The organism is Chryseobacterium sp. PvR013 (assembly GCF_017833095.1).
Taxonomy (GTDB): Bacteria; Bacteroidota; Bacteroidia; order Flavobacteriales; family Weeksellaceae; genus Chryseobacterium; species Chryseobacterium culicis_A.
Window position 1 is genome coordinate 3,879,835 of record NZ_JAFIBT010000001.1, and the last position, 21,149, is coordinate 3,900,983.

The window sequence follows — 21,149 nt, forward strand, 5'->3', positions numbered from 1 at the left end:
GAGTTAGTTTTTTAATTCATATAAAATTTCACTTTTGTTCTTTCCGATTCTTACGGCTTCAATGAGATAATCTACAATTGCCGTTACATTTTCTTCTAAAAAGCCAAACATCACAACATATTTTTGCATCGTAGAATATTCATTGGGAGAGACAACTCCGTCTGCCCAGATCATGACTGTGAGATCATATAAATAATCTACTTTTTCTTCGATAGTTTGTGGAACTGATGATTTAAAATTGATTGGGTTTAAAAGAATTTCATCTAAGTTTTTTGAGGGTATCCCTCTTTCTTCAGCGCACCTATAGAGCATTTTGAGTTCTAATGCACTAAAATCGTCATCACAGATTGCCATTTGGTACAATCTTAAGAAATGAGCTTTGAGATTTTCAGTTATTTGATTGTTTTCCATGATGGTTATTCTTCTTTTGGATTTTTAGGATTAATAATTCTGTCTCTAGAAACAGTTCTTTGGTGAATGGGTATTGAAGGTTCTGTGGTTTCTTCGGTAACTTCTTCATCCTTTTTTTTTTCTTTTCTTTCTATGAAATTGATCAATAAGAACAGAACCCCCGTTATAGTATCAATAGGGATCCAAATACTTTTTCGATACAGATAAATGGGGAAAACAGGGTTGAAAAGAATAAGAATGATCAGAAAGATTATACTGAAATAATGTTGTTTAAAGCTTAAAGTATGGTATAAAACCAATAAGGCTCCGATGGAAATAAGAATTCTGAGGAAAGTATAATATTCTATGGGAAGTCTGAAAATACCGATGAAACAACATAACGCACAGAAGGTGAGAAATGGTTTCATAATGCTGTTTAAAATCCTGTTTTGAAATTATATTTATAATTGAAACGGCTTTCAGACATAAAAATAAGTACGAAGAAATCAAAAAATGCAACTAATACGGGAATGAATGTCCAGCAAAATAAGAGATAAAGTATTCCCATAATATTTTGACCTAAATAAAATCTGTGAATGCCTAATCCTCCAAGGAAAAAAGCAAGTAATACGGCGGTAGACTTTGATTTCATAATTTTAAACTCTTGATAATACTTCGTTCTTTTTTATTTCAAACTCTTCAGGAGAAATGATTCCGTTCTCTTTTAAGTCTTTTAACTTCTGCAATAAGGCAAAAGGGTCTTCATTTTCTATTAATAATGGTTTTTTTTCCTCCTGAAATTGTTGTGGTTGTGTGATAATAGGGGTAGCATTATTCACAGTAACCCCTCCTGCTGATGCTCTCAAAGTTTCAAGATTTTTTTCTCTTCTTAGACCACGCATTCTTTCTTCTACTTCCTGTGCAAACTGGTATAGTTTTCTGGCTTGGTTTTTAGGAAGATAATCCATCATATTGGTGAAGCTGTTTGTTGTTCTCATGATAAATGTAGCGCCCACAATTCCTTCTTTGATATGACAATCGGCTATATCTACCCAGCTGTAATCCTGAAAATCCATTGATAAGCCGAAATTTTTTGGCCTGCAGAAAATAATTCTTCTGTTGGTGAGAGCAATACAATCAGGGGATAAATTAATTACAGGTTTCTTCTGAACAGCTATATATTCTACAACTTCTTGTGAAGTAAGAAGGCTGTTGATTTTTCCTAAAATCTTTTCAACGGCTTGAGGATCCTGTTCCTCATTTAAAAAATTCTTTAAGTTCATATTATTTTGTTTTTGATTATTTTACATCTTTATAATAAACATATCCTGTTTTTCCACTTGATTCAATTTGTACTTTGTACCACGAGCCTTCTTTGGAAAGGTGAATCAGTTTGGCTTTTTTAGGCACTGTTGTTATTATTTTAGATTTTAAGGATGGCTTCTCGTAAATATTTGTTGCTTCTATTCCTGCAATATATCTGTTGTTGGAATTAATGTTGAGATTAACCTCATCAATAAACACCTTTGGTGGTTTACTGGATTTTGCTTTTGAGGATTTATATGAATTAGAAGGCTTGTATTTTTCAGACTTACTTTTTTTACTGGATCTGCCTGATGATGAACTTCTTCCGGAAGAACCTCCTCCACAAATCCCACAAGTTCCACCACCACTACAATGTCCACATCTTGAGCAGTTGGAACAGGCTGTGCAATAAGAAGAGCCTGTACATCTTCCGCCGTGCCCCACATTGTCATTGGCTTTCAAACAAGAATTTAAAAGAAATAAGCTAAAGACGATTATGATGAAAGAAATTAGTGTTTTCATGGTTATTATTTTTTATGAATAATTTTCTAATGTCTGGTGAAGCTGATTCCTATAATTGTAAATTTCATCAAGAGTGTTTAACAAAACCTTTTCTCCTGCATCTTTTCCATTGTGAAAAGTTTCTAAATATTTATTCGTTGTATTAAAATGTAATCTACAAAGTGGTTTTCTATTGTTGTCATCCAACAAAATCCCGAAATATGAGAGCGTATCCCTGTAAGCAATTCTAGAAGATGGAATTTTCTCTCTCAGAATTGCTTTTACAATTTGAAATCCTTCCAATTCTTCTTCCGTTGTTACAATTTTAGAATCATTATTCTCATCTATTGGTTGTGACGTTTTTACATCATCTTCTCTCTTTTCTATCTGTTCATTGATGCTTAATGCAGATTTCAGCCGGAAGCTGATGGATTCATTAATAGAAGTAGTTAAGGCCTTTTTAGCATATTCTTTAAAAGAAACCATTCTGTTAGCCGTTAGAGGTTTTTCAAAAAAGCGATTTACTAAAAGTTTTACCAATTCATCAGATGGATTTTCAATTTCTTTTTCAAATTCTTTTCTAATAGCTTTGATGTATTTTAATGCTTCCGCCGAATCAAGAATATTTTCTAAATTATAATCTTTCTTGGTGAAGCTTTCCAGAATTTTAATGGAGCTGTCTTTTAAATCCTCAATATTAATGGTGAAGAATGGTTTTTCATCCATAATATTAGGCTTTTCCAGATCTGTATAAAAGTTGTACACAATTCCATTAGTCAAAACACCAAATCTCGTTTTCGAAACATGATAATATCTGTGAAGCTGTGAATTATGAGCATCTGCACTTTCTTTCCAATGTTTACATTCGATAATGAATATGGGTTCATCATTGTTTTTAATAACATAATCTACTTTTTCACCTTTTTTTGTTCCAATATCACAAACATGTTCAGGGACAACTTCCGTTGGATTGAAGATATCATAGCCCAGAATTTGTATAAAAGGCATTACAAAAGCATTTTTTGTAGCTTCTTCCGTTCCTATCTGTTCTTTCAGTCCAATTACTTTTTGATGTAATTGATCCAGTTTAATTTTAAGATCCATAGTTTTAGTTTTTTAAAGTTTCGTCAACGATTTCTGACGTTGGAGCATTTACTTTTACAGAAGCAATACTGTTTTCCATTCCAGATTTTGAACTGTACATTTGACTGTTTCCGATAATTTCACCATTTCTGGCTTTTAACACGAAATAGTCTTTTCCATTTTTTGCAAGTCTTCTGTCATATCTTGAAAGATCCTGAGAGTTAATTTTAACGGATTGAATTCCTTTATAGCAGGATGCTTTCTGAACATATCCTTCGCTGGTTAAAATAATTTCGCCGTTTCCAGCCTTCAGATTAAACTGATACTCTTTGTTGATTCTCTGAGTGATTACGAATTTTCCCATGATTATTTTTTTTTAATTAAAATCCAGCGACATTTTTTATTAATGATCGCTGGAAATAAAGACTTAGTTAAGCGTACTGAATTAATTCCCAAGTAACTGCTTTTCCATCATAAGGAGGCATTCTATTTCCTTTTGAAATTGGGGCTGTAGTAGATGGGTTTCCAACGACTTTCCAAACTCCAGATTCAGGACAATTTTCTCCTGTCTTTGCTTTTGTTCCTAATGGTTTTCTTTCCATTGCAAAAATTTTATTGGTTTAACACTCCAAAAATATGAGCATTAAATTTTGGTCCGTTACGGGTTTCCGTAAAATGGGCAAAAAATAAAAAACCTTTCAAAAAGTTGAAAGGCTATAAATAAAATGAATTAGATTTTTATATAATCCCAATGTCTTTGCAGAAGGCTACCAGCTGCTCATTGCTGTTTATTTGAAGGTCTTCTTTCAGGCTATTTAATCTTTTTTCCACACTGCTAAGACTGGCTGGCTTAATGTTTCTTTCTTCTAGATGTATAGGGATGTTTTTTTGTAAAATTCCTTTAGAAAGAAGGGAGACGAGAGTGATGTCAAATGTAGAAAATTCATAGCTGTTGAACTTTTTCATATCTTGCTTTAGATCAAATGATAAATAGTTTTCGCCTATATATACTGCTGCAATAGATTTCTTTAAATCTTTTGAATCGTTTCTGGCTTTACGAACGAAGCCATTAATATGATAATCTGAAAAAAGATTCTCTATGACTCCCGTTTTATGTTCGGCCGAGAATACAATGACCTTTATATCAGGCTGTATCTCCTTTGCTTTTCTGATGAGGTCTTTTCCGTCTTTAAGTTTCTGCTCATGATGATCATCTTCATAATAAAGATCTGTAATCAACAGGTCATATGGGTGTTCTTCCCTTAAAGCTTTCTGTATTTTTCCTACGGCATCATCACAATAGTATACATAATCGACGTTGGGAATATTCAGATCCTCAAGGGTTTTCTGAACGGAAATATTGATGCTTTCATGGTCTTCGGCAATTAAAACTTTTTTGAACATGGTTATACAATTTAATTAAAAAAATAGGTTAGGCCTCAAAAGTATATTCATTTATTTTTTCATCATTACGTGATCCCGTAAAAAGAGCGAAAAAAATCTTTTCATCAGATAGGATCAGATGATGCCAATATCTTTACAGATTACGATCATTTCAATATTGTTTTTTGCGCCAAGATTGTCCCGAAGCTCATTCAATCTTTTTTCAATGGATCTGATACCGTAAGGCGTCATTCGATGCTCTTTCAGATAGGTGCTTATTTCATTTTGTTTGAGCCCTTTGGCAAGCAATTCAATTAATTTCATATCATAAACATTAAATTCAGAAGAAATATGGCGCATTCTATTCAAAACTTCCTGGGGAATTACCGTCTCTCCATTAAATATTTTGCGTATTGCGCTTTTCAGGTCTTGTCCGTCACGCCTAGCCTTGCTTACAAATCCGTCAACGTGGTATATCTTGTACAGATCGTCAATTGTTTTGGCTTTCTTTTCTACAGAAAACACAATTGTTTTTAACTCAGGCTGAACTTTTTTTGCTTCAGAAATAAGCTCTTGCCCGGAATGAAGTTGCTGAGGAATATGATCTTTTTCAAACGACAAATCTGCAATAAGAAGATCGTAGGGACTTTTCTTTTCTAGAGCTGTTTTTATCCTGCCTAAAGCCTCATCACAATACATTACGTAATCAAAATCGGGGATATTTAATTCTTTTATTGTATTCAGGATACCCAGGTTCATTATTTCCTGATCTTCAACGATTAAAACTTTTTTGAACATGATTATATGGTTAAGAAGCCGGGAATGAAAGATTAACCTTCAGCCCTTTTTCAATTTTTGTATCAAAAGTAATGGTTCCATTAATCGCTTCAATGCGGGATGCCGTATTGCGTAACCCATTTTTATACACAAGATCTCCGGAAATTCCTATTCCATTGTCTTTGTATTGAATTTCAACCCTATTGTTTATTTTTTCAAACTTCACGGCCACATGACTGGCATGGCTGTGTTTTTTCATATTCACCATCAGTTCGCGAATCATTTGGTAAACTTCCTCTTTAACTGTAGCAGAAATAGGTTCCCAAATCATAGTGCTGTTTCCTGCAGTAAAGGTTTTTACTGTTTCATTATTGAAGGAAGCGATAAGTTCTGAAATTACTTTGCTGAACTCTTTTTCTTCGCCAATTTTATCATAAGAAATATCCCTTGATTTTTCATACACAAATTCCAGTTCATCAAGTGCTTTATCCCGGTCAAAATCTTGCTGGTTTTCAATCTTCGTCATCACCTGGTAAATCCCATTGGCAACTACATCATGAACTTTTTTAGACATCTTGAGCTGGGTGTTTTTTATTTCAATTTCTTTTTCTTGCTTCAATTTTAACTGCCTCCTTCTGTAACCAATTATAATAAATATTATTAAAACGATTAATGTAGCTACTCCAATCAAAAGTTTTAGAATATTATTATCCTTTTCTACATTTTCTCTTTTCAGTTTTTCAGAATCATATCTTTCTAAGGCAAACTGATTTTTAGATTTATTTCTGGCTGTTTCTAAGCTATCCTTCAAATTTTGATATTGCTTAAAGGTTGTTTTTATATTTTCAGGTTTTTCTAATTGTATTATTTTTTGGAGAGCTTCTAATTTATCATCAGGGCTTTTGTTAATTATAGCTGTCTGGAACATTTTTTTTGCATAGAAGAGCGCTTTTGTTGAGTCACGATTCTCAAAATATTCTGTCAGGTGAGAAAAGCTTGCATTTAATCCGTCATGATCTTTTAGTTTTTCTCGAATTTGAAAAGCCTCATTCAGCTCATATTCTGCGTCATATTGAGCGTTTTGTTTAAACTTTGCAAAAGCTAAATTGTCATAAACTTTAGAGAAAATAACAGACTTTCTCTCAATATTGGAGGATAAAATACTATTGTAAATATCAATTGCTTTATTGTATTTCCTCAAATATGCATATGAAACGGCCATATTGTTAAGAAGAGTGAATCGCTTAATGGAATCTTGAGCGTATATTGAGGCCTGCTTGTAAAATTCTGCAGCTCTTTTATAATCTTTTAATTTTTGGCAGGAAATACCAAGATTATTATAATTGGAAACAATTTCTACTGAATCCTTTTTTTTATCTAAGAATCTAATGGCCGATAGAGCTGTTTCTTGGGCTCCATAAAAATCTCCAGCCTCACACTGGATGATTCCCATTAGTACTAAACAATTTCCTGCATAAGAAGGATGTCCTTTTTGAATAAAATCATCTTTTGCCTTATTTAAATATTTAAATGCACTGTCTTTTTTTGATGCCTCTAAATAATCATAACCTTTATCGTAATTTATTCGATCGGCTATTGATGGCTTCTTCCTTGAGCAAGAAAGTAGAATAGATAAGATTAATAGAAGAGTTATATGAGCTTTCAATGGTTTTTTTTCAAATTTAATAAAAAAAGCGAAAGATAATTCTTCCGCTTTCTTTGTTATTTTCTTGGAGGTATTATTTGTCCAGTTTCTCCTCCTGTATCACTTTCTCCCATACCTCCTGTCTCTGAAGATTCTCCCTGAGATTGTGTGGTTACATTTGTTGGGTTATTATCATTTGTAGTTGTTGTATTGGCATTATTGTTTGAGAATGCTAAACCGAATAGCATCAATATAATCTCGATCATTTCCTTAAAATTTTAGAAGTTTTTGACTGTTTTTCTTCCTCCTGAGATGTATTTATCTCAGGCTGTACACAATTAAAATTTCGAAGCGCTTCTTAATTTTTTAGGGAAGTGAACCTTCAAAAACGGAGGAGAAACATCTGCTTCCCAACCCGGAGTTTTCCTCCGTTTTATCTGGTGGTTTTGAAATCAGATTTTTTAGATTTTATTTTTAATGTTTGTAATTGTCCCTGATCTCGATTACAAAATTGCATCAAAATGGAAAGTAGGGGGTAGTAGCTTTTTGGTAAGATTTTGGAAACTTTAAAATGTTGATATTTACGGTTTTCCGCATATTTTTCTTATGAAATCTTTTTATTTTTCCAAATAATTACTAAGATCATGGCAAAAAATTTACAAGAGAAAAAAAAATTACTTCAAGAGGTACATTTTAAAGCAAAAAAGGATAGTTCAGAAAGCTCAATAAGTGGCATTTTTAAATACTTGTCAATAATATTATTAAACGAATTTAGATTTCCTTTGAATTATAAAACTATGCAAGGCTATTATCAGTCTATAGTGGGCAACAATGAGGATGTAACTATAAAACCTGTCACGTTAGATGTGTTTAGTAGATACTTAGGTTTTAATGATTTCAAACATTACCGAGAAGAAAGAAAAGTACATAATGTGAATAATACTGAGGATACTGAAGTAAATGTTACAGTGAATAAAGGGAATTCATTTTCTGATAAAATGTCCAATATCATGATAGTGATAAAGAACCAACCTGTTTTCAATATTCCACAGATGGCAAAAAACGGGATGGGAATAGGAGCTATGATATTAATTTTATTTGCAAGTTTTTCTTCTGGAAAAGGAGGGTTAAAAATATTTGATGAAGAAAATCAATGTATGTATTGGGATGGAGATGAATATAAATTAACTTCTTGTAATGATAAAAATCCTAAACATCAGTTATTGCCTGTTGACACTGTTAGGTTAAAATATTTTAAGAAAATTACCAGGCCAGATACTTTAACTGTAGAAAATGGGTTGGGTAATTCCTGGTATACAAAATATGATAATGTAGTAGAGTTTTTTACAATGGATGGAATAAATCCAGATAATGGCAAAAGTTTGAAAAATGCAACGAGTCATATGATCACAAAATACGCTGGGAAAAATTCAGACCCTTTCTTGATTGAAAAATAAATTTCCTTCACAATATTTTAGACCCAATTAAAAGCAAGTCCTTACCAATTTATGGTAAACAAAAAAAGCGAAGAGAAAATCTCTTCGCTTCTGTTATTTTATATCGGTTTTTAAATAGCGGCTAAAATTCTGATAATGATATTAAAATGTCTAACATTCATCTGGCTTTAGCCAAAACTTAAATATTACGTTTTACTCTGCATTCAGCATTGCCAGTTCCCCGAAATGCTTTTTGAATTTCTGGATTTTAGGTCCTACCACGGCACTGCAATAAGGTTGTGTTGGGTTTTCATTGTAATATCCCTGATGATATTGTTCTGCCGGCCAGAATTTGTCGAATTGGGTTAATTCTGTTACATATGTTCCAGCCCATCTTCCTGATTCCTGAGATACTTTAATAGCTTCCTCAGCCTTTGCTTTCTCATCATCATCTTTATAATAAATGACAGAACGGTATTGGGTTCCGATATCATTTCCCTGTCTGTTTAATTGGGTAGGATCATGTAAAAAGAAAAATACATCCATCAATTGTTCATAAGAAATAATTGCCGGATCATACGTGATTTGTACCACTTCTGCATGTCCTGTTTCTCCTGTACAAACTTCCTGATAAGTAGGATTGTCTTTATACCCTCCTGAATATCCTGAAATAGCAGACTGTACCCCTTTCAGCATATTGAAACAGCTTTCTACACACCAGAAACATCCGCCACCGAAAGTAATCTGGTCTAAATTATTGTTGTCCATTTTTGGTAATTATATTGTTTTATTATTTTTTCCAGATCCGGAAAAAGCTGATCAAAAGTATGAAAAACTTTTTCATTTGAACATGATTTTACCGCTTAAACTCAAATTACAATGATAGATGTGACAAATGATTTTAAACACGATTATTAACCATTTTATGAATACATATAGGATAAAACCAAAGAGATAATCTCCGTAAAATATTTTAAAGAGGTCAGTATTAGCAATGTCATGCTTAGCTGAGTCAAAGCATTTTAATTTTTAAACACGAATAGCACCAATGTTTTCACAAATAGCACAAGGAAAATAGAATGCAATTTCTCTCATTTAATCTCCACAAAATATTTTAAAGCGGTTAGTATTAGCAATGTCATACTGGGTGGAGTCGAAGCATTTTAATTTTAAACACGAATAGCACAAATGCTTTCACAAATAGCACAAGGAAAATAGAATGCAATTTCTCTCATTTAATCTCCACAAAATATTTTAAAGCGGTTAGTATTAGCAATGTCATGCTGAGCGGAGTCGAAGCACTTTAATTTTAAACACGAATAGCACAAATGCTTTCACAAATAAGCACAAGGAAAATAAAGCGAAATCCTCTGTGAAATCTGCGTAATCTGTGGGAAAAACAAAAGCACCCTAAAAAAGGATGCTCTATATTATTAAAAAAGATTTCAGTTATTTTTCCCAAACCAAAGCACTTGCACCAAGAATAGCTGCGTCTGCTTCGTCAAGTTCACTGAATACCAGTTTTACTTTATTTCTGAAAATCGGAAGAAGGTTTCTTTCCATATGAAGCTTAGCTGGCTTTAAGATAAAGTCTCCCGCTTTGATCACTCCTCCAAATAGAAGAATAGCTTCAGGGGAAGAGAACATTACAAAATTGGCTATTGCCTCACCCAGCTTCTGACCTGTATATCTGAAAACCTCAATCGCAATCGGGTCTTCTTTGATCGCACATTCATATACTGTTTTAGAATTAATCTCGTCTTCAGGATATTGGTTCAGCATAGATTCCGGAAATTCGGCTCTCATTTTCTTTGCTGTAATGGTAATTCCTGTGGCAGATGCATAAGCTTCCAGACTTCCTTCAGAACCTGTGCTCCAGTGCTTTCTTCCGCCTGGTTTTACAATCGTATGTCCTAATTCTCCGGCAAACCCGTCATGTCCATAGATTAAGCTTCCATTAGCGATAATTCCACTGCCTACTCCTGTTCCCAGGGTAATCATGATAAAATCTTTCATTCCTCTTGCTGCTCCGAAAAGCATTTCTCCCAGCGCTGCAGCATTGGCATCATTGGTCACTGTACAAGGCAGATTGAATTTTGCCGTCATCAGCTCAGCGAAAGGAATTACGCCTTTCCATGGAAGGTTAGGGGCAAGCTCTATGGTTCCCTTGTAATAGTTTGCATTGGGAGCGCCTACTCCGATTCCGTCAAAGTGTGCTTCAGTACCATACTTTTCCATCATTGGACGAACATGTTCATATAAAGCATCGATGAAATCTTCTACTTTTTCATAGGCATCAGTTCTCAGATTTCCTTTATCCAGAACTTCCCCACGGTGGTTTACGATTCCGAATTTAGTATTGGTTCCGCCGATGTCAACTCCAAGGGCAACTTGTTTTGATAAATCTATTAATGACATTTCTATTATTAAATTCTAAGGGCTAAAATTATAAAAAAGATTGTATTAATGGATTATTAACTGGGTTTTATTTAATACTTTAAGCTGTTTTTATTGGTTTTTTCTTTTTTCTTCCCCACCAGATCATAAATCCGGTAACCGGAAGAGAGGCACAGATAATACTTACAATAAAAGCAATAATCTTGGTAGGAAGTCCTAAAATAGCTCCTACGTGGATATCATAATTGGCACTTACTACTTTTTCCCCAAAGTTTTTATCTTTTGGATCATGAGTGTGCAGCAATTCTCCGGAGTTTTCATCAAAGATTAAGCTGCTGCTTTTGTGATAAGAATAAGAAAGATGTTTCACGTACACCTCAAAGTTAGGATGTTCGTGGTCATCCATGTGTGGGTGGCCTAAATCTATGGCAAAACCATAGGAGTCAGGATATTTTTCCGTTACGGTATTGATGATTTTATCCAGTGTTCCTTCTGTTCTGAGCTCGATAGGAGCTTTTGTTTTAATGTGGGAAAAATCCGGATACTTTGTTTCTCCACCGGAAAATATCACGTAGATCATGGCCTGCACTACAAAGAATGCATAGAATAATCCGGTAATAGAGAAGATTAAAGCGAATATGGATGCATAAAATCCTAAGACATTATGAAGGTCATAATTTTTTCGTTTCCAGCTTTTGATATTTTTCCATTTGAAGGCAAAACGTTGTTTTCTTGCTGCTTTGTTCTTTGGCCACCATAGAATAATCCCGGAGATCAGCATAATGATAAAAATGATAACAGGAATTCCTACTACATAAGTTCCCCAGTCCTGTTTCAAAAGGTAGCTCCAGTGGATCATTTTTACAATATTGAAGAATCCGTTTTTCTCATCATAAACTCTCAGTACTTTCCCTGTGTATGGGTTTACATAAGCTTGTTTATAGATAGGGAACTCATCAAAATAATTCCAGGCATCTGTATTATGCTCGTACCAGAAGAACATATAGGACATCTTTTTGTCAATAGGAACATTTACCCAGTGAATCGGATATTTTTCCTTCACCTGTTCTGCGACAGCTTTTTCCATCACTCTGATGGGAAGTACCTGTTTGTGTTCAATATTTTGCTCCTGATGGTAGATGACATCTTTTCGGGTGATGTTTTCCACTTCATCCTTAAAAACGTACAATGCTCCGGTAATAGAGATAATAAAGATCAGAAATCCTATTCCCAATCCAAACCAAAGATGCAGTTTGGCAGACCATTTTTTGATAAAGCCCGGTTTCTTTTTATGATGATGGTTTTTCTTCATATAGCAGTAAAAAGTAAAGCAAAGATATGCTTTACTTTTATTTAGTTTAATTAAAATTTATACTCAATCATGAATGTTCCTCTCAATCCAAGAGCATTCGTGAAGTCACTGTCTCTTGCTGTCCACCATGAAATGGCAGGCTGGTACACCTTGTTGAATAGGTTTTCAATACCTAATGACAGCCTCCAGTTGTTGCTAACTTCATAACTTGATTTGAAGTTGAAAACAGTATATTCAGGAACATATCCTTCACCATACGCAAACAATCCTGTTTTAGTATTAGGCTCGAATCTGTTTTGCTGGAAAGAGTGAAGCATATCAAGACCAATTGATAGAGTAGGGATAGGTTTCGCCTGAACATATGCTAATACTTTAGGGGCAGAAATTCTGCTGTTATTGATTTTTGCAGAGTAATCACCGTCATCTTTTATGGAAGTGATCCCTTCCATCCAGCTGTAGCTTCCCCCAAACTGAATCCATTTTGTAGGGGTGAAATGTAAAAATCCTTCAGCACCGTATACAATTTCCGGTGATCTCTGAATCATCAATGCTCTGTCCGGACTTTGTACGAATGATGCGCCCAGTTTAGAGGTACTCACGTAAGAAGTTAATTCATAGTTAAGCCAGCTGGAAAGCTGTCCTGTGGCACCTAATTCGTAATTGTTTACAATAATGGGTTTTGTTTCCAGATTTTTGATGGTCTCGGAAGTTGAGGTTCTAAGAATTCTTCCTAATTCATTGATAGAGTAGGCCTGAGAGAAGCTTCCGAAAAGGTTGATATAAGGCTCAATATTATAACGGACACCAATATTTCCTACCAAAGCATTATAGCTCAGTTTTCCGCCGGCTACAGGAATACTTTTGGTGAAAGTTCCGTCACTTTTAAGAGTAGAAAGGGTATTGAAATCATCTACATTTACTTTGATGTTTTCATAACGAAGCCCTCCTTTGATGGTTAATTTTTTGAACAGATCAATTTTTGCCAAGACGAAAGGGGCAATATTGGTCATATTCATATTGGGAGTCCAGAAACGTCCGTCTTCCAGTTTTTGTACGGTTTCATCATTCAGAATATCAGCTCCGTAGATAATTTCTCCCTGAGAGTTGGCTGAGTTCCAAAGCTGGGTATCCAAATTGATTCTGGCTCCTGCTTTTTTTGAAATCACATTAGACTGTCCGCCATTGAAAAAGGTATCGCTATATCCGTAAACAGTTTTGAAATCCTGATAATAAAGATTGATATTTAACGAGGTTCCTGCAAACAGGTTTTTATTGTCATAGCTCACTCTGATGTTATGGTTTTTCGGAGTTCCCTGAGGTGTTGTTTCCAGCCCTTTTCCAATTCCTTCACCAATGGTAGGGGTGATGCCGTATTTTCCTGTTTTAAGTCCTACATTCAGGTCTGATCTTGAAGAATAACCAATGTAAGATGCCTCAATTCTTTGATTCTCGTTGATATCATACCCTACTTTCAATAATCCATTATAGTTGTCCATTTTGGCAATGCTATAAGTAGGGCTTATTAAAACGCCGTCTCCGTCTTTTGTATATCCTGTTCTTTCATAGGCTAGTGAAAGGGTATAATCAAATTTCTTGATTTTCCCGGTTAAAAGCTGGCTGGCTCTTACTCCTAACGTACCACCGTAAGGCTGTCCCGTAAAACCAATCTGAGAAATTCCTGAGATCTTTTTATCTGTTTTGTTTCTTTTTGTAATATAATTGATAATCCCACCATCTGCTCCGTTTCCATAGATGGAAGATGCTCCTTTGATGACTTCAATTCTTTCGATGGCCGAAGGATCAATAGTCCTTAAGTCTCTGGCTCCGTTACGAAGTGGAGTAGACTGTGGAATACCATCAATCAAAACCAGAACCTGACGACCTCTTAACGTCTGTCCCGTGTTGGAAGTCTGTCCTGAATTGGTTCCTAAACTGGGAACCGTATACTGCAGGATGCTTGTAATATCTGAGTTAACAGTAAGCTGAGACTGAATCTGCTTTTCTCCTACCACTGTGATAGAGCTTGGAACTTCTTTGATGTTTTCCTTTTTTCGGGAGGCAGTCATAACAACCTCGTCCACATTTTTGGTTTGTAAAGAATCTTTTACCTGGGCAAAAACGGTAGTAGTTCCTAAGCAGGCAGCTGATAAAAGCGCTTTTTTCATTATATTTTCTTTCCTTTTTTCTTTCTTTTTCCCCACCAAACCAGGAATCCGGTTACAGGGAGTGATGTACACATAAGGCCGGCAATAAACCAAATGATCTTTCCAATGATTCCGAAGTAGGATCCGGTATGGATATCATAATTGGCGTTGGAATATTTCTCGGCGGTACTGAGTTTGTGATGAGGTTTGTTGGCCAGTAATTTTCCGGAGTATTTGTCGAAATTCAGGATGTTTCTTTCACTGTATCTCCCATCCAGTCCGTAAACTGTTACCGGAAGGTTTTTCAGTTCCTTTCCCTTTTTATTCTTTCCATTTAGAGTAATTCTGAAGCTGGATGATTTTGCATACAGTTTTTCAGTCTGTGTAGCAGCGAGATCAAAAACAGCTTCATTCTTTGCCATCAATGAGTCCGGGGATTTTCTTTCCTTTTCTTTTGGAAGTTCCCATGATCCGGATAAGGCGAAAGTAAACGTATTTTTTACATAGGGATAGGCAAAATAAAGCCCCGTTACACTTAGAAGAAGAGCAATAAATGATGCATAGAATCCCAGAATATTATGAAGATCGTAGTTTTTACGTTTCCAGTTTTTTACATTTTCCCAATTGAACCAGAAACGTCCTTTTCTGGCGTTTTTATTTTTAGGCCACCATAAAATGATTCCTGTAATCAGCATAATGATAAAAAGAACGGTTGGAATTCCTACCGTATACGGTCCCCACTCTGAGTTGAGCAGAAGTCCCCAATGGAGATATTTCAGAATACTGAATACATCATATTTCTCATTATATACCGCAAGGATTTCTCCGGTATACTGATTTACATAAACCAGTTTATTGATGCGCACCTGCTGAAAATAGTTCCATCCTTTTTTGCTTTTGTCATAATATTCAAACTGATAGGACTTTGTTTTGTCCAAAGGAATTTCTACAGCGCTTACAGGATATTTTTCATTAAGTTCTAAGGATACTTTTTCACGAAGCAGATTGATAGACAATGGTTTTTTCCCAATATCCTCTTTCTTCAGGTAAATAGCTTCTTTACGCAGGCTGTTTTGTATTTCATCCTTAAAAACATATAAAGTCCCAGAAAGAGAGACTATAAATACAATGATGCCAACAGACAGGCCAAACCACAAATGGAGTTTTGCGGACCATTTTTTTGAAGGAGCTTTCTTTTTATGGTGATGCTTTTTTCTCATAGCAAAAAGTTAACCCCGTGAGGGGCTAACCTTTGATTTTTTTAAAATTTATATCCTATTGATAATCTCCAGTTACGTGGAGCATTGTAGATCCAGGCATATTCGCCGGCATCTCCTCTGTAACCGCTGTAAAGCTTTTTGTTAAGGACATTATTCAACATTAGATTGACATCGAATTTTTTAGCAACATAGGAAACCCCGAAGTTGGTATCAAAATAATCCGGAAGGCTTTGATCTTTCGTGGCATTTACTCCAAACCAGGATTGTCTTCCTCCCTGATACTGGTAGCCTGCTGAAATTCCGAACCCTTTCATAAGACCATTTTCAAATCTGTAGTTTACCCAGGTATTTTGTACATTTTTTGCATTCCCCGGAGACTGAATTCCAATTCTTGTAGGATCTGTGTCTTTGATGGTTTTTGCATCTGTATAAGCATAGTTGATAATAATGTTCAACCCTTTGATGATTTCTCCTTTGATATCGGTTTCAAAACCTCTTGCTCTTTGCTCACCTGAAGCAATCTGAAATGGAACCCCTCCATTTTGTTCTTTAAGTCCTGCTACAAGAATATTTTGTCTTCTGATTTCGTATACTGAGAAAGTAGAGTTCCATTTTCCTCCAAACCAGTCTTTCTTTAAACCGAATTCGATATTCTGTCCTCTGAAAGGATCCGTAATTTTGGTTTTGTTAATTCCTGTTCCGGATTGTGGTACGAAGGTTTTATCATAGATCCCGTAAGCAGAGAAGTTTTCATTAATAGAATAGCTCACTCCAACTCTTGGTGTAAACTCACCAGCTGTATCAGGTACGATAGGAGTACCAGGGCTTAGATTAGGATATGCAGAGTATGTTTTTCCGCTTGTATATCTTCCTGCTAATGTTATTCTTAACTTATTGTTAAACATTTCAATCTGATCTTGAGCGTAATAAGAAGTATATTTTACTCCCTGGTCATTATAAAATGGAGCAGAAGTGTTTAAGCTATAAAAATCAGAAGAAGGAAGTTTTGATGGATCCACTCCATAATTCACATTATAAATGTCAATTGGGAATAGTAAGGTTTCTTTGCCATCTACGATTTTTGAGTAAGAAGAAAAGTCAGCAGTGTATTTTCTATCTCCGTAATCAAATCCTGCAATTATTTTATGAACAATGTTTCCTGTATTTAATGTTCCTCTAACATAGGTCTGGAAAATATGATTTTTTCCTTTGGCCTGCCAGTTGCTTAATGTTCTGTTTAAAATATTTTTATTGGCTGAATCAAAAGTTCCCCACCATGAACCTCCGTCATAGTTCAGATCCATGTAAGCATACTGCGTGCTCCAAACCCAGTCTTTGAATAATTTCTGGTCTAGACTTAAGAATAAACTCTGATCTTTTACCTCTGTTTTTTTGAAATTAGGATCATTAAAGTTGGTATGGACATTCAATGAAGCATATCCGTCATTAGACATCAGATAAGCTCCCGGCTGATTGAATTTTAAATACTGATAGTTATATTGAGCGGTAAATGTAGTGGTCTTTGTAGGTCTGAAAGTAATGGAAGGAGCAACAATAATTTTGCTTGTTTTATCATTTTCAACCCATGAATTATTAGAACTACCCATTAAATTAATACGGTAGTCTAAAACACCGTCTTTTACAAGTACTCCATCCAGATCTGCTTCTCCTCTGAAAAGGTTATAACTTCCCGTAGTGAAACGTACACTGTTGGCAAACTTTCCGGTAGGCTTTTTAGTTACCACATTATAAAACCCGGCTGGATCTCCCATAGAACCCATAAATCCGGCTGGTCCTTTTACAAACTCTATTCTGTCAATAATAGAGGCATCAGGATTGATTGGCCCCCAGGTTGAAGATACATTCATCCCGTTCATAAAAGTAGCAATACTGGCTCCTCTCATGAAAACATTGGAGTATACATTATCCCAGTGTTCCACCTTTCTTGCTCCACTTACGTTACGGACAATTCCTTCCGACATGTTCAAGGTAATCTGATCAGCAAGAACCTGAGAACTTACAGATTGCACATTTTGAGGAAGTTCAAGAATCGGAGTCTGAATTCTCAATGAACCTGAAACTTCATTCAGTTTGTATTTCTGATAATATCTTCCGTTAACAACTACTTCTTCAATATCGTTGGATTTGATGGTGTCTTTTTTTTGGGCAGAAACCAGCATTGTTCCCAGTGCGGAAGCACAGATCAGTACATTTTTCATGAAAGTCAAATTTTCTGCAAATATATTATTTTTAACTGTTCTAAATAAATAATGAAGTTGATATTTATCATAAAATTATTATATAGTGAATAATAAAAAACCGCCCTAGCCAATGCCAGAGCGGTTTTTGTATGATATTATTAAATTTTTCTTACGCTGGAATTTCTCCTTTGTATAAGAAAGAAATAATTTCTTTGTTTAGTTTGTCAATCATTTCACTGAATAAGTGGAAAGATTCCTGCTTATAGATTACCAATGGATCTTTCTGCTCATAAACAGCTCCTTGTGAAGATCTTCTCAAGTCGTCCATCTCACGAAGGTGAAGCTTCCAGTTTTCATCAATAATTGATAACGTGATGTTCTTTTCGAAATCGTTCACTAAACTTTCACAATGCGTATCGTAAGCTTCTTTAAGGTCAGCTACAATAGTCATTGTTTTGTGCCCGTCTGTGAAAGGAACCTGGATCATTTTGAACATTGAACCTTGATTTTGGTACACATTCTCAATGATTGGGAATGATTTTTCTTTCAATAAGTTCAGCTTCATTGCGTAATCTTCCTGAGCGGCCTTGAATAAGATATTGGTCAGATCCGGAATGGTTTTATTATTAAAATCATTTTGGGAAACCGGAGATTCCATGGTGAATGTTTTAATAATTTCATATTCAAAATCCTTATAACTTCCAGAAGCTTTTCCTTTCGCAACGATAGAATTAGCAACATCGAAAATCATATTCGTAATGTCATATTTCAAGTGGTCTCCGAATAGAGCGTTCTTTCTTCTCTTATAGATTACGTCACGTTGCTTATTCATTACGTCATCATACTCAAGAAGTCTCTTTCTTGTTCCGAAGTTATTTTCTTCTACTTTCTTTTGAGCTCTTTCAATAGACTTGCTGATCATAGAGTGCTGAATAACTTCACCTTCTTTATGACCCATTCTGTCCATCATTTTAGCGATTCTCTCAGAACCGAACAAACGCATCAAGTTATCTTCAAGTGATACATAGAACTGTGAACTTCCCGGATCTCCCTGACGTCCTGCTCTACCTCTCAACTGTCTGTCAACACGTCTTGAATCGTGTCTTTCAGTACCAATAATGGCTAAACCTCCGGCTTCTTTTACTTCTTTAGAAAGCTTAATGTCCGTACCACGACCTGCCATGTTGGTTGCGATTGTTACAACTCCCGGCTGTCCTGCACCTGCTACAATTTCCGCTTCTTTCTTGTGAAGCTTCGCATTCAATACCTGGTGTGGAATTTTTCTTAATTGAAGTGCCTTTGATAATAATTGAGAAATCTCAACAGAAGTTGTACCTACCAAGACAGGTCTTCTTGCTGCTGTTAGTTTTTCAATTTCTTCAATTACGGCGTTATATTTTTCTCTGTTAGTTTTGAAAACTAAATCTTGTTTGTCATGTCTCAAAATAGGACGGTTGGTAGGAATTACCACAACGTCTAATTTATAGATCTCCCAAAGTTCTCCAGCTTCAGTTTCAGCAGTACCGGTCATCCCCGCAAGTTTGTTGTACATACGGAAATAGTTCTGAAGTGTAACCGTTGCAAAAGTTTGAGTCGCTGCCTCAATTTTTACATTCTCTTTCGCTTCAATCGCCTGGTGAAGACCGTCTGAATAACGTCTTCCTTCCATGATACGACCTGTCTGCTCGTCAACGATTTTTACTTCACCATCAATCACTACATATTCATCATCTTTTTCAAATAATGTGTAAGCTTTCAATAGCTGGCTCATCGTGTGAACTCGCTCAGATTTTTCAGCAAAATCAGAGAAAAGTTTTTCTTTAGCTTCAAACTCTTCTTCTTTAGATAAATTTTTAGCTTCTACTTCAGCAATCTCAGTTCCTATATCCGGAAGTACGAAGAAGTTAGCATCAGAGTTTCCTTGAGACATGTATTCAACACCTTTATCTGTAAGGTCTACCTGATTGTTTTTCTCCTCGATGACGAAGTAAAGATCTTTATCTACGATCGGCATATCACGGTTGTTGTCCTGCATATATTGCGCTTCAACTTTCTGAAGCAATGCTCTGTTTCCGCTTTCCGATAAGAATTTGATTAATTGTCTGTTTTTTGGAAGACCTCTGTATGCCTGAAGTAATTTGAATCCTCCTTCTTTTGTATTTCCAGCAGCGATTAATTTTTTCGCTTCATTGAAAATAGCAGAAACCGTTTTCTTTTGTACTTCAACGATTCTGTCTATAGAAGGCTTAAGAACATCAAATTCTTGTCTGTCTCCCTGAGGAACCGGACCAGAAATGATTAATGGTGTTCTTGCATCATCTACCAATACAGAGTCAACTTCATCCACGATCGCAAAGTTTAATTCTCTTTGTACCAGTTCTGAAGGTGATGTCACCATGTTATCTCTCAGGTAATCGAAACCGAATTCGTTATTCGTTCCGTAGGTAATATCTGAGTTATATGCTTTTCTTCTTCCGTCAGAGTTCGGTTGGTGGTTATCGATACAGTCGATAGACATACCATGGAACTGATAAAGAGGACCCATCCATGCGGAGTCTCTTTTTGCAAGGTAGTCGTTCACGGTTACAACGTGTACCCCTCTTTCAGGAAGTGAATTTAAATAAATAGGTAATGTTCCTACCAAAGTTTTACCTTCACCGGTTGCCATCTCGGCAATTTTACCGCTGTGAAGAATAACTCCTCCGATAAACTGAACATCATAGTGGACCATATCCCAAACTACAGGAGTTCCGGCAGCGTCCCATGAGTTTTTCCAAACAGCTGTGTCTCCCTGAATGCTCACGAAATCTTTTCCTGCATCAGCCAGTTCTCTATCCCAGTCACTAGCCGTTACACGGATCTCTCCATTCTGAGCCCATCTTCTTGCCGTTTCTTTGATCAATGCAAAAGCTTCGGGAAGAACCTGAATCAGAACTTTTTCTTCAATTTCGTATGATTCTTTCTTTAAAGACTCAATTTTTGAGAAAAGAGCTTCTTTTTCGTCAACGTTTGTTGAATTTTTTATCTGCTCTTTTATCTGTTCTATTTGAGCTGTAATCTTGCTGGTTGCAGATTTTATATTCTCTTTAAACTCAGCCGTTTTTTGTCTCAACCCATCATCTGACAATTGTTGAATGTTAGGTTCTACAGCTCTGATTTTTGTTACAACTTTTTTTACTTCTTTTAGGTCCTGCGCTTTTTTGTCTCCCAAAAACCCTTTAAGAACTTTGTTTAAAAAACTCATAAATTTTTTGCTTTATGCTTAATGCAAAATGCTTTAAGCGTTTTAAATAACACTTATCGTGTAAATTAATATATAAAAAGGGCAAAAAAGCTCTAAGCACGCAGCCTAAAG

20 protein-coding genes are annotated in these 21,149 nt (G+C 35.4%); 1 reads left to right on the forward strand and 19 read right to left on the reverse strand.

The window, feature by feature from the left end:
* Nucleotides 1-3: 3 nt before the first annotated feature.
* From JOE44_RS17730 to JOE44_RS17785, 12 genes are all read right to left on the reverse strand, one after another.
* On the reverse strand, nt 4-411 hold the full coding sequence (locus tag JOE44_RS17730; protein ID WP_209786601.1) for a hypothetical protein: 408 nt from the start codon (nt 409-411) through the stop codon (nt 4-6).
* Between the two features lie 5 nt (nt 412-416).
* Nucleotides 417-818, reverse strand: a complete 402-nt coding sequence (locus tag JOE44_RS17735) for a DUF6804 family protein (protein ID WP_209786602.1) — start codon at nt 816-818, stop codon at nt 417-419.
* A gap of 8 nt (nt 819-826) precedes the next feature.
* Nucleotides 827-1,042, reverse strand: a complete 216-nt coding sequence (locus tag JOE44_RS17740) for a TM2 domain-containing protein (protein WP_209786603.1) — start codon at nt 1,040-1,042, stop codon at nt 827-829.
* A 4-nt stretch (nt 1,043-1,046) separates the two neighbouring features.
* Complete coding sequence (locus JOE44_RS17745) at nt 1,047-1,673, reverse strand: PH domain-containing protein (RefSeq protein ID WP_209786604.1); 627 nt, start codon at nt 1,671-1,673, stop codon at nt 1,047-1,049.
* Nucleotides 1,674-1,689: 16 nt separating this feature from the next.
* Complete coding sequence (locus tag JOE44_RS17750) at nt 1,690-2,217, reverse strand: SH3 domain-containing protein (protein WP_209786605.1); 528 nt, start codon at nt 2,215-2,217, stop codon at nt 1,690-1,692.
* A gap of 12 nt (nt 2,218-2,229) precedes the next feature.
* Complete coding sequence (locus tag JOE44_RS17755; RefSeq protein WP_209786606.1) at nt 2,230-3,300, reverse strand: type I restriction endonuclease; 1,071 nt, start codon at nt 3,298-3,300, stop codon at nt 2,230-2,232.
* 4 nt (nt 3,301-3,304) lie between these two features.
* The gene (locus JOE44_RS17760) at nt 3,305-3,643 is read right to left on the reverse strand and encodes a YegP family protein (protein ID WP_209786607.1); all 339 of its coding nucleotides are present in this window, start codon (nt 3,641-3,643) and stop codon (nt 3,305-3,307) included.
* Nucleotides 3,644-3,710: 67 nt separating this feature from the next.
* Nucleotides 3,711-3,881 carry a hypothetical protein gene (locus JOE44_RS17765; protein WP_168802030.1) on the reverse strand — a complete coding sequence of 57 codons (171 nt, stop codon included), beginning with the start codon at nt 3,879-3,881 and terminating at the stop codon, nt 3,711-3,713.
* 136 nt (nt 3,882-4,017) lie between these two features.
* Nucleotides 4,018-4,683, reverse strand: coding sequence for a response regulator (locus JOE44_RS17770; protein WP_209786608.1), 666 nt, complete (start codon nt 4,681-4,683; stop codon nt 4,018-4,020).
* A 114-nt stretch (nt 4,684-4,797) separates the two neighbouring features.
* Nucleotides 4,798-5,460 carry a DUF5932 domain-containing protein gene (locus JOE44_RS17775; protein ID WP_209786609.1) on the reverse strand — a complete coding sequence of 221 codons (663 nt, stop codon included), beginning with the start codon at nt 5,458-5,460 and terminating at the stop codon, nt 4,798-4,800.
* 10 nt (nt 5,461-5,470) lie between these two features.
* Nucleotides 5,471-7,105, reverse strand: coding sequence for a tetratricopeptide repeat-containing sensor histidine kinase (locus tag JOE44_RS17780; protein WP_209786610.1), 1,635 nt, complete (start codon nt 7,103-7,105; stop codon nt 5,471-5,473).
* Between the two features lie 56 nt (nt 7,106-7,161).
* Nucleotides 7,162-7,350: a hypothetical protein gene (locus JOE44_RS17785; protein WP_209786611.1), complete on the reverse strand. Its 189-nt coding sequence runs from the start codon at nt 7,348-7,350 to the stop codon at nt 7,162-7,164.
* A gap of 378 nt (nt 7,351-7,728) precedes the next feature.
* On the opposite strand from JOE44_RS17785, the gene JOE44_RS17790 reads away from it, so the two are divergent.
* A complete protein-coding gene (locus JOE44_RS17790; protein WP_209786612.1) occupies nt 7,729-8,541 on the forward strand; it encodes a hypothetical protein in 813 nt (270 codons plus the stop codon).
* A 192-nt stretch (nt 8,542-8,733) separates the two neighbouring features.
* Here JOE44_RS17790 and msrA read toward each other — a convergent pair whose 3' ends face one another.
* The 7 genes from msrA to secA form a co-directional block, all read right to left on the reverse strand.
* Nucleotides 8,734-9,288, reverse strand: coding sequence for a peptide-methionine (S)-S-oxide reductase MsrA (gene msrA / locus JOE44_RS17795; RefSeq protein WP_209786613.1), 555 nt, complete (start codon nt 9,286-9,288; stop codon nt 8,734-8,736).
* 681 nt (nt 9,289-9,969) lie between these two features.
* Nucleotides 9,970-10,938 (reverse strand): ROK family protein, encoded by a 969-nt coding sequence (locus JOE44_RS17800; RefSeq protein ID WP_105682818.1) that lies wholly within the window; start codon nt 10,936-10,938, stop codon nt 9,970-9,972.
* A gap of 79 nt (nt 10,939-11,017) precedes the next feature.
* Nucleotides 11,018-12,229: a PepSY-associated TM helix domain-containing protein gene (locus JOE44_RS17805; RefSeq protein ID WP_209786614.1), complete on the reverse strand. Its 1,212-nt coding sequence runs from the start codon at nt 12,227-12,229 to the stop codon at nt 11,018-11,020.
* Nucleotides 12,230-12,279: 50 nt separating this feature from the next.
* Nucleotides 12,280-14,394, reverse strand: coding sequence for a TonB-dependent receptor (locus JOE44_RS17810; RefSeq protein WP_209786615.1), 2,115 nt, complete (start codon nt 14,392-14,394; stop codon nt 12,280-12,282).
* Complete coding sequence (locus JOE44_RS17815) at nt 14,394-15,593, reverse strand: PepSY-associated TM helix domain-containing protein (protein ID WP_209786616.1); 1,200 nt, start codon at nt 15,591-15,593, stop codon at nt 14,394-14,396. The genes JOE44_RS17810 and JOE44_RS17815 overlap by 1 nt, the downstream gene beginning before the upstream one ends.
* 41 nt (nt 15,594-15,634) lie before the next feature.
* Nucleotides 15,635-17,812 carry a TonB-dependent siderophore receptor gene (locus tag JOE44_RS17820; protein WP_209786617.1) on the reverse strand — a complete coding sequence of 726 codons (2,178 nt, stop codon included), beginning with the start codon at nt 17,810-17,812 and terminating at the stop codon, nt 15,635-15,637.
* 151 nt (nt 17,813-17,963) lie between these two features.
* Nucleotides 17,964-21,038, reverse strand: coding sequence for a preprotein translocase subunit SecA (gene secA / locus JOE44_RS17825; RefSeq protein ID WP_209786618.1), 3,075 nt, complete (start codon nt 21,036-21,038; stop codon nt 17,964-17,966).
* Between the last annotated feature and the right edge of the window lie 111 nt (nt 21,039-21,149).

Excerpts from the sequence above, each read along its gene's own strand:
- JOE44_RS17730 (WP_209786601.1), bottom strand. The coding sequence starts at position 411 with ATGGAAAACAATCAAATAACTGAAAATCTCAAAGCTCATTTCTTAAGA.
- JOE44_RS17735 (WP_209786602.1), bottom strand. The coding sequence starts at position 818 with ATGAAACCATTTCTCACCTTCTGTGCGTTATGTTGTTTCATCGGTATT.
- JOE44_RS17740 (WP_209786603.1), bottom strand. The coding sequence starts at position 1,042 with ATGAAATCAAAGTCTACCGCCGTATTACTTGCTTTTTTCCTTGGAGGA.
- JOE44_RS17745 (WP_209786604.1), bottom strand. The coding sequence starts at position 1,673 with ATGAACTTAAAGAATTTTTTAAATGAGGAACAGGATCCTCAAGCCGTT.
- JOE44_RS17750 (WP_209786605.1), bottom strand. The coding sequence starts at position 2,217 with ATGAAAACACTAATTTCTTTCATCATAATCGTCTTTAGCTTATTTCTT.
- JOE44_RS17755 (WP_209786606.1), bottom strand. The coding sequence starts at position 3,300 with ATGGATCTTAAAATTAAACTGGATCAATTACATCAAAAAGTAATTGGA.
- JOE44_RS17760 (WP_209786607.1), bottom strand. The coding sequence starts at position 3,643 with ATGGGAAAATTCGTAATCACTCAGAGAATCAACAAAGAGTATCAGTTT.
- JOE44_RS17765 (WP_168802030.1), bottom strand. The coding sequence starts at position 3,881 with ATGGAAAGAAAACCATTAGGAACAAAAGCAAAGACAGGAGAAAATTGT.
- JOE44_RS17770 (WP_209786608.1), bottom strand. The coding sequence starts at position 4,683 with ATGTTCAAAAAAGTTTTAATTGCCGAAGACCATGAAAGCATCAATATT.
- JOE44_RS17775 (WP_209786609.1), bottom strand. The coding sequence starts at position 5,460 with ATGTTCAAAAAAGTTTTAATCGTTGAAGATCAGGAAATAATGAACCTG.
- JOE44_RS17785 (WP_209786611.1), bottom strand. The coding sequence starts at position 7,350 with ATGATCGAGATTATATTGATGCTATTCGGTTTAGCATTCTCAAACAAT.
- JOE44_RS17790 (WP_209786612.1), top strand. The coding sequence starts at position 7,729 with ATGGCAAAAAATTTACAAGAGAAAAAAAAATTACTTCAAGAGGTACAT.
- msrA (WP_209786613.1), bottom strand. The coding sequence starts at position 9,288 with ATGGACAACAATAATTTAGACCAGATTACTTTCGGTGGCGGATGTTTC.
- JOE44_RS17800 (WP_105682818.1), bottom strand. The coding sequence starts at position 10,938 with ATGTCATTAATAGATTTATCAAAACAAGTTGCCCTTGGAGTTGACATC.
- JOE44_RS17805 (WP_209786614.1), bottom strand. The coding sequence starts at position 12,229 with ATGAAGAAAAACCATCATCATAAAAAGAAACCGGGCTTTATCAAAAAA.
- JOE44_RS17810 (WP_209786615.1), bottom strand. The coding sequence starts at position 14,394 with ATGAAAAAAGCGCTTTTATCAGCTGCCTGCTTAGGAACTACTACCGTT.
- JOE44_RS17815 (WP_209786616.1), bottom strand. The coding sequence starts at position 15,593 with ATGAGAAAAAAGCATCACCATAAAAAGAAAGCTCCTTCAAAAAAATGG.
- JOE44_RS17820 (WP_209786617.1), bottom strand. The coding sequence starts at position 17,812 with ATGAAAAATGTACTGATCTGTGCTTCCGCACTGGGAACAATGCTGGTT.
- secA (WP_209786618.1), bottom strand. The coding sequence starts at position 21,038 with ATGAGTTTTTTAAACAAAGTTCTTAAAGGGTTTTTGGGAGACAAAAAA.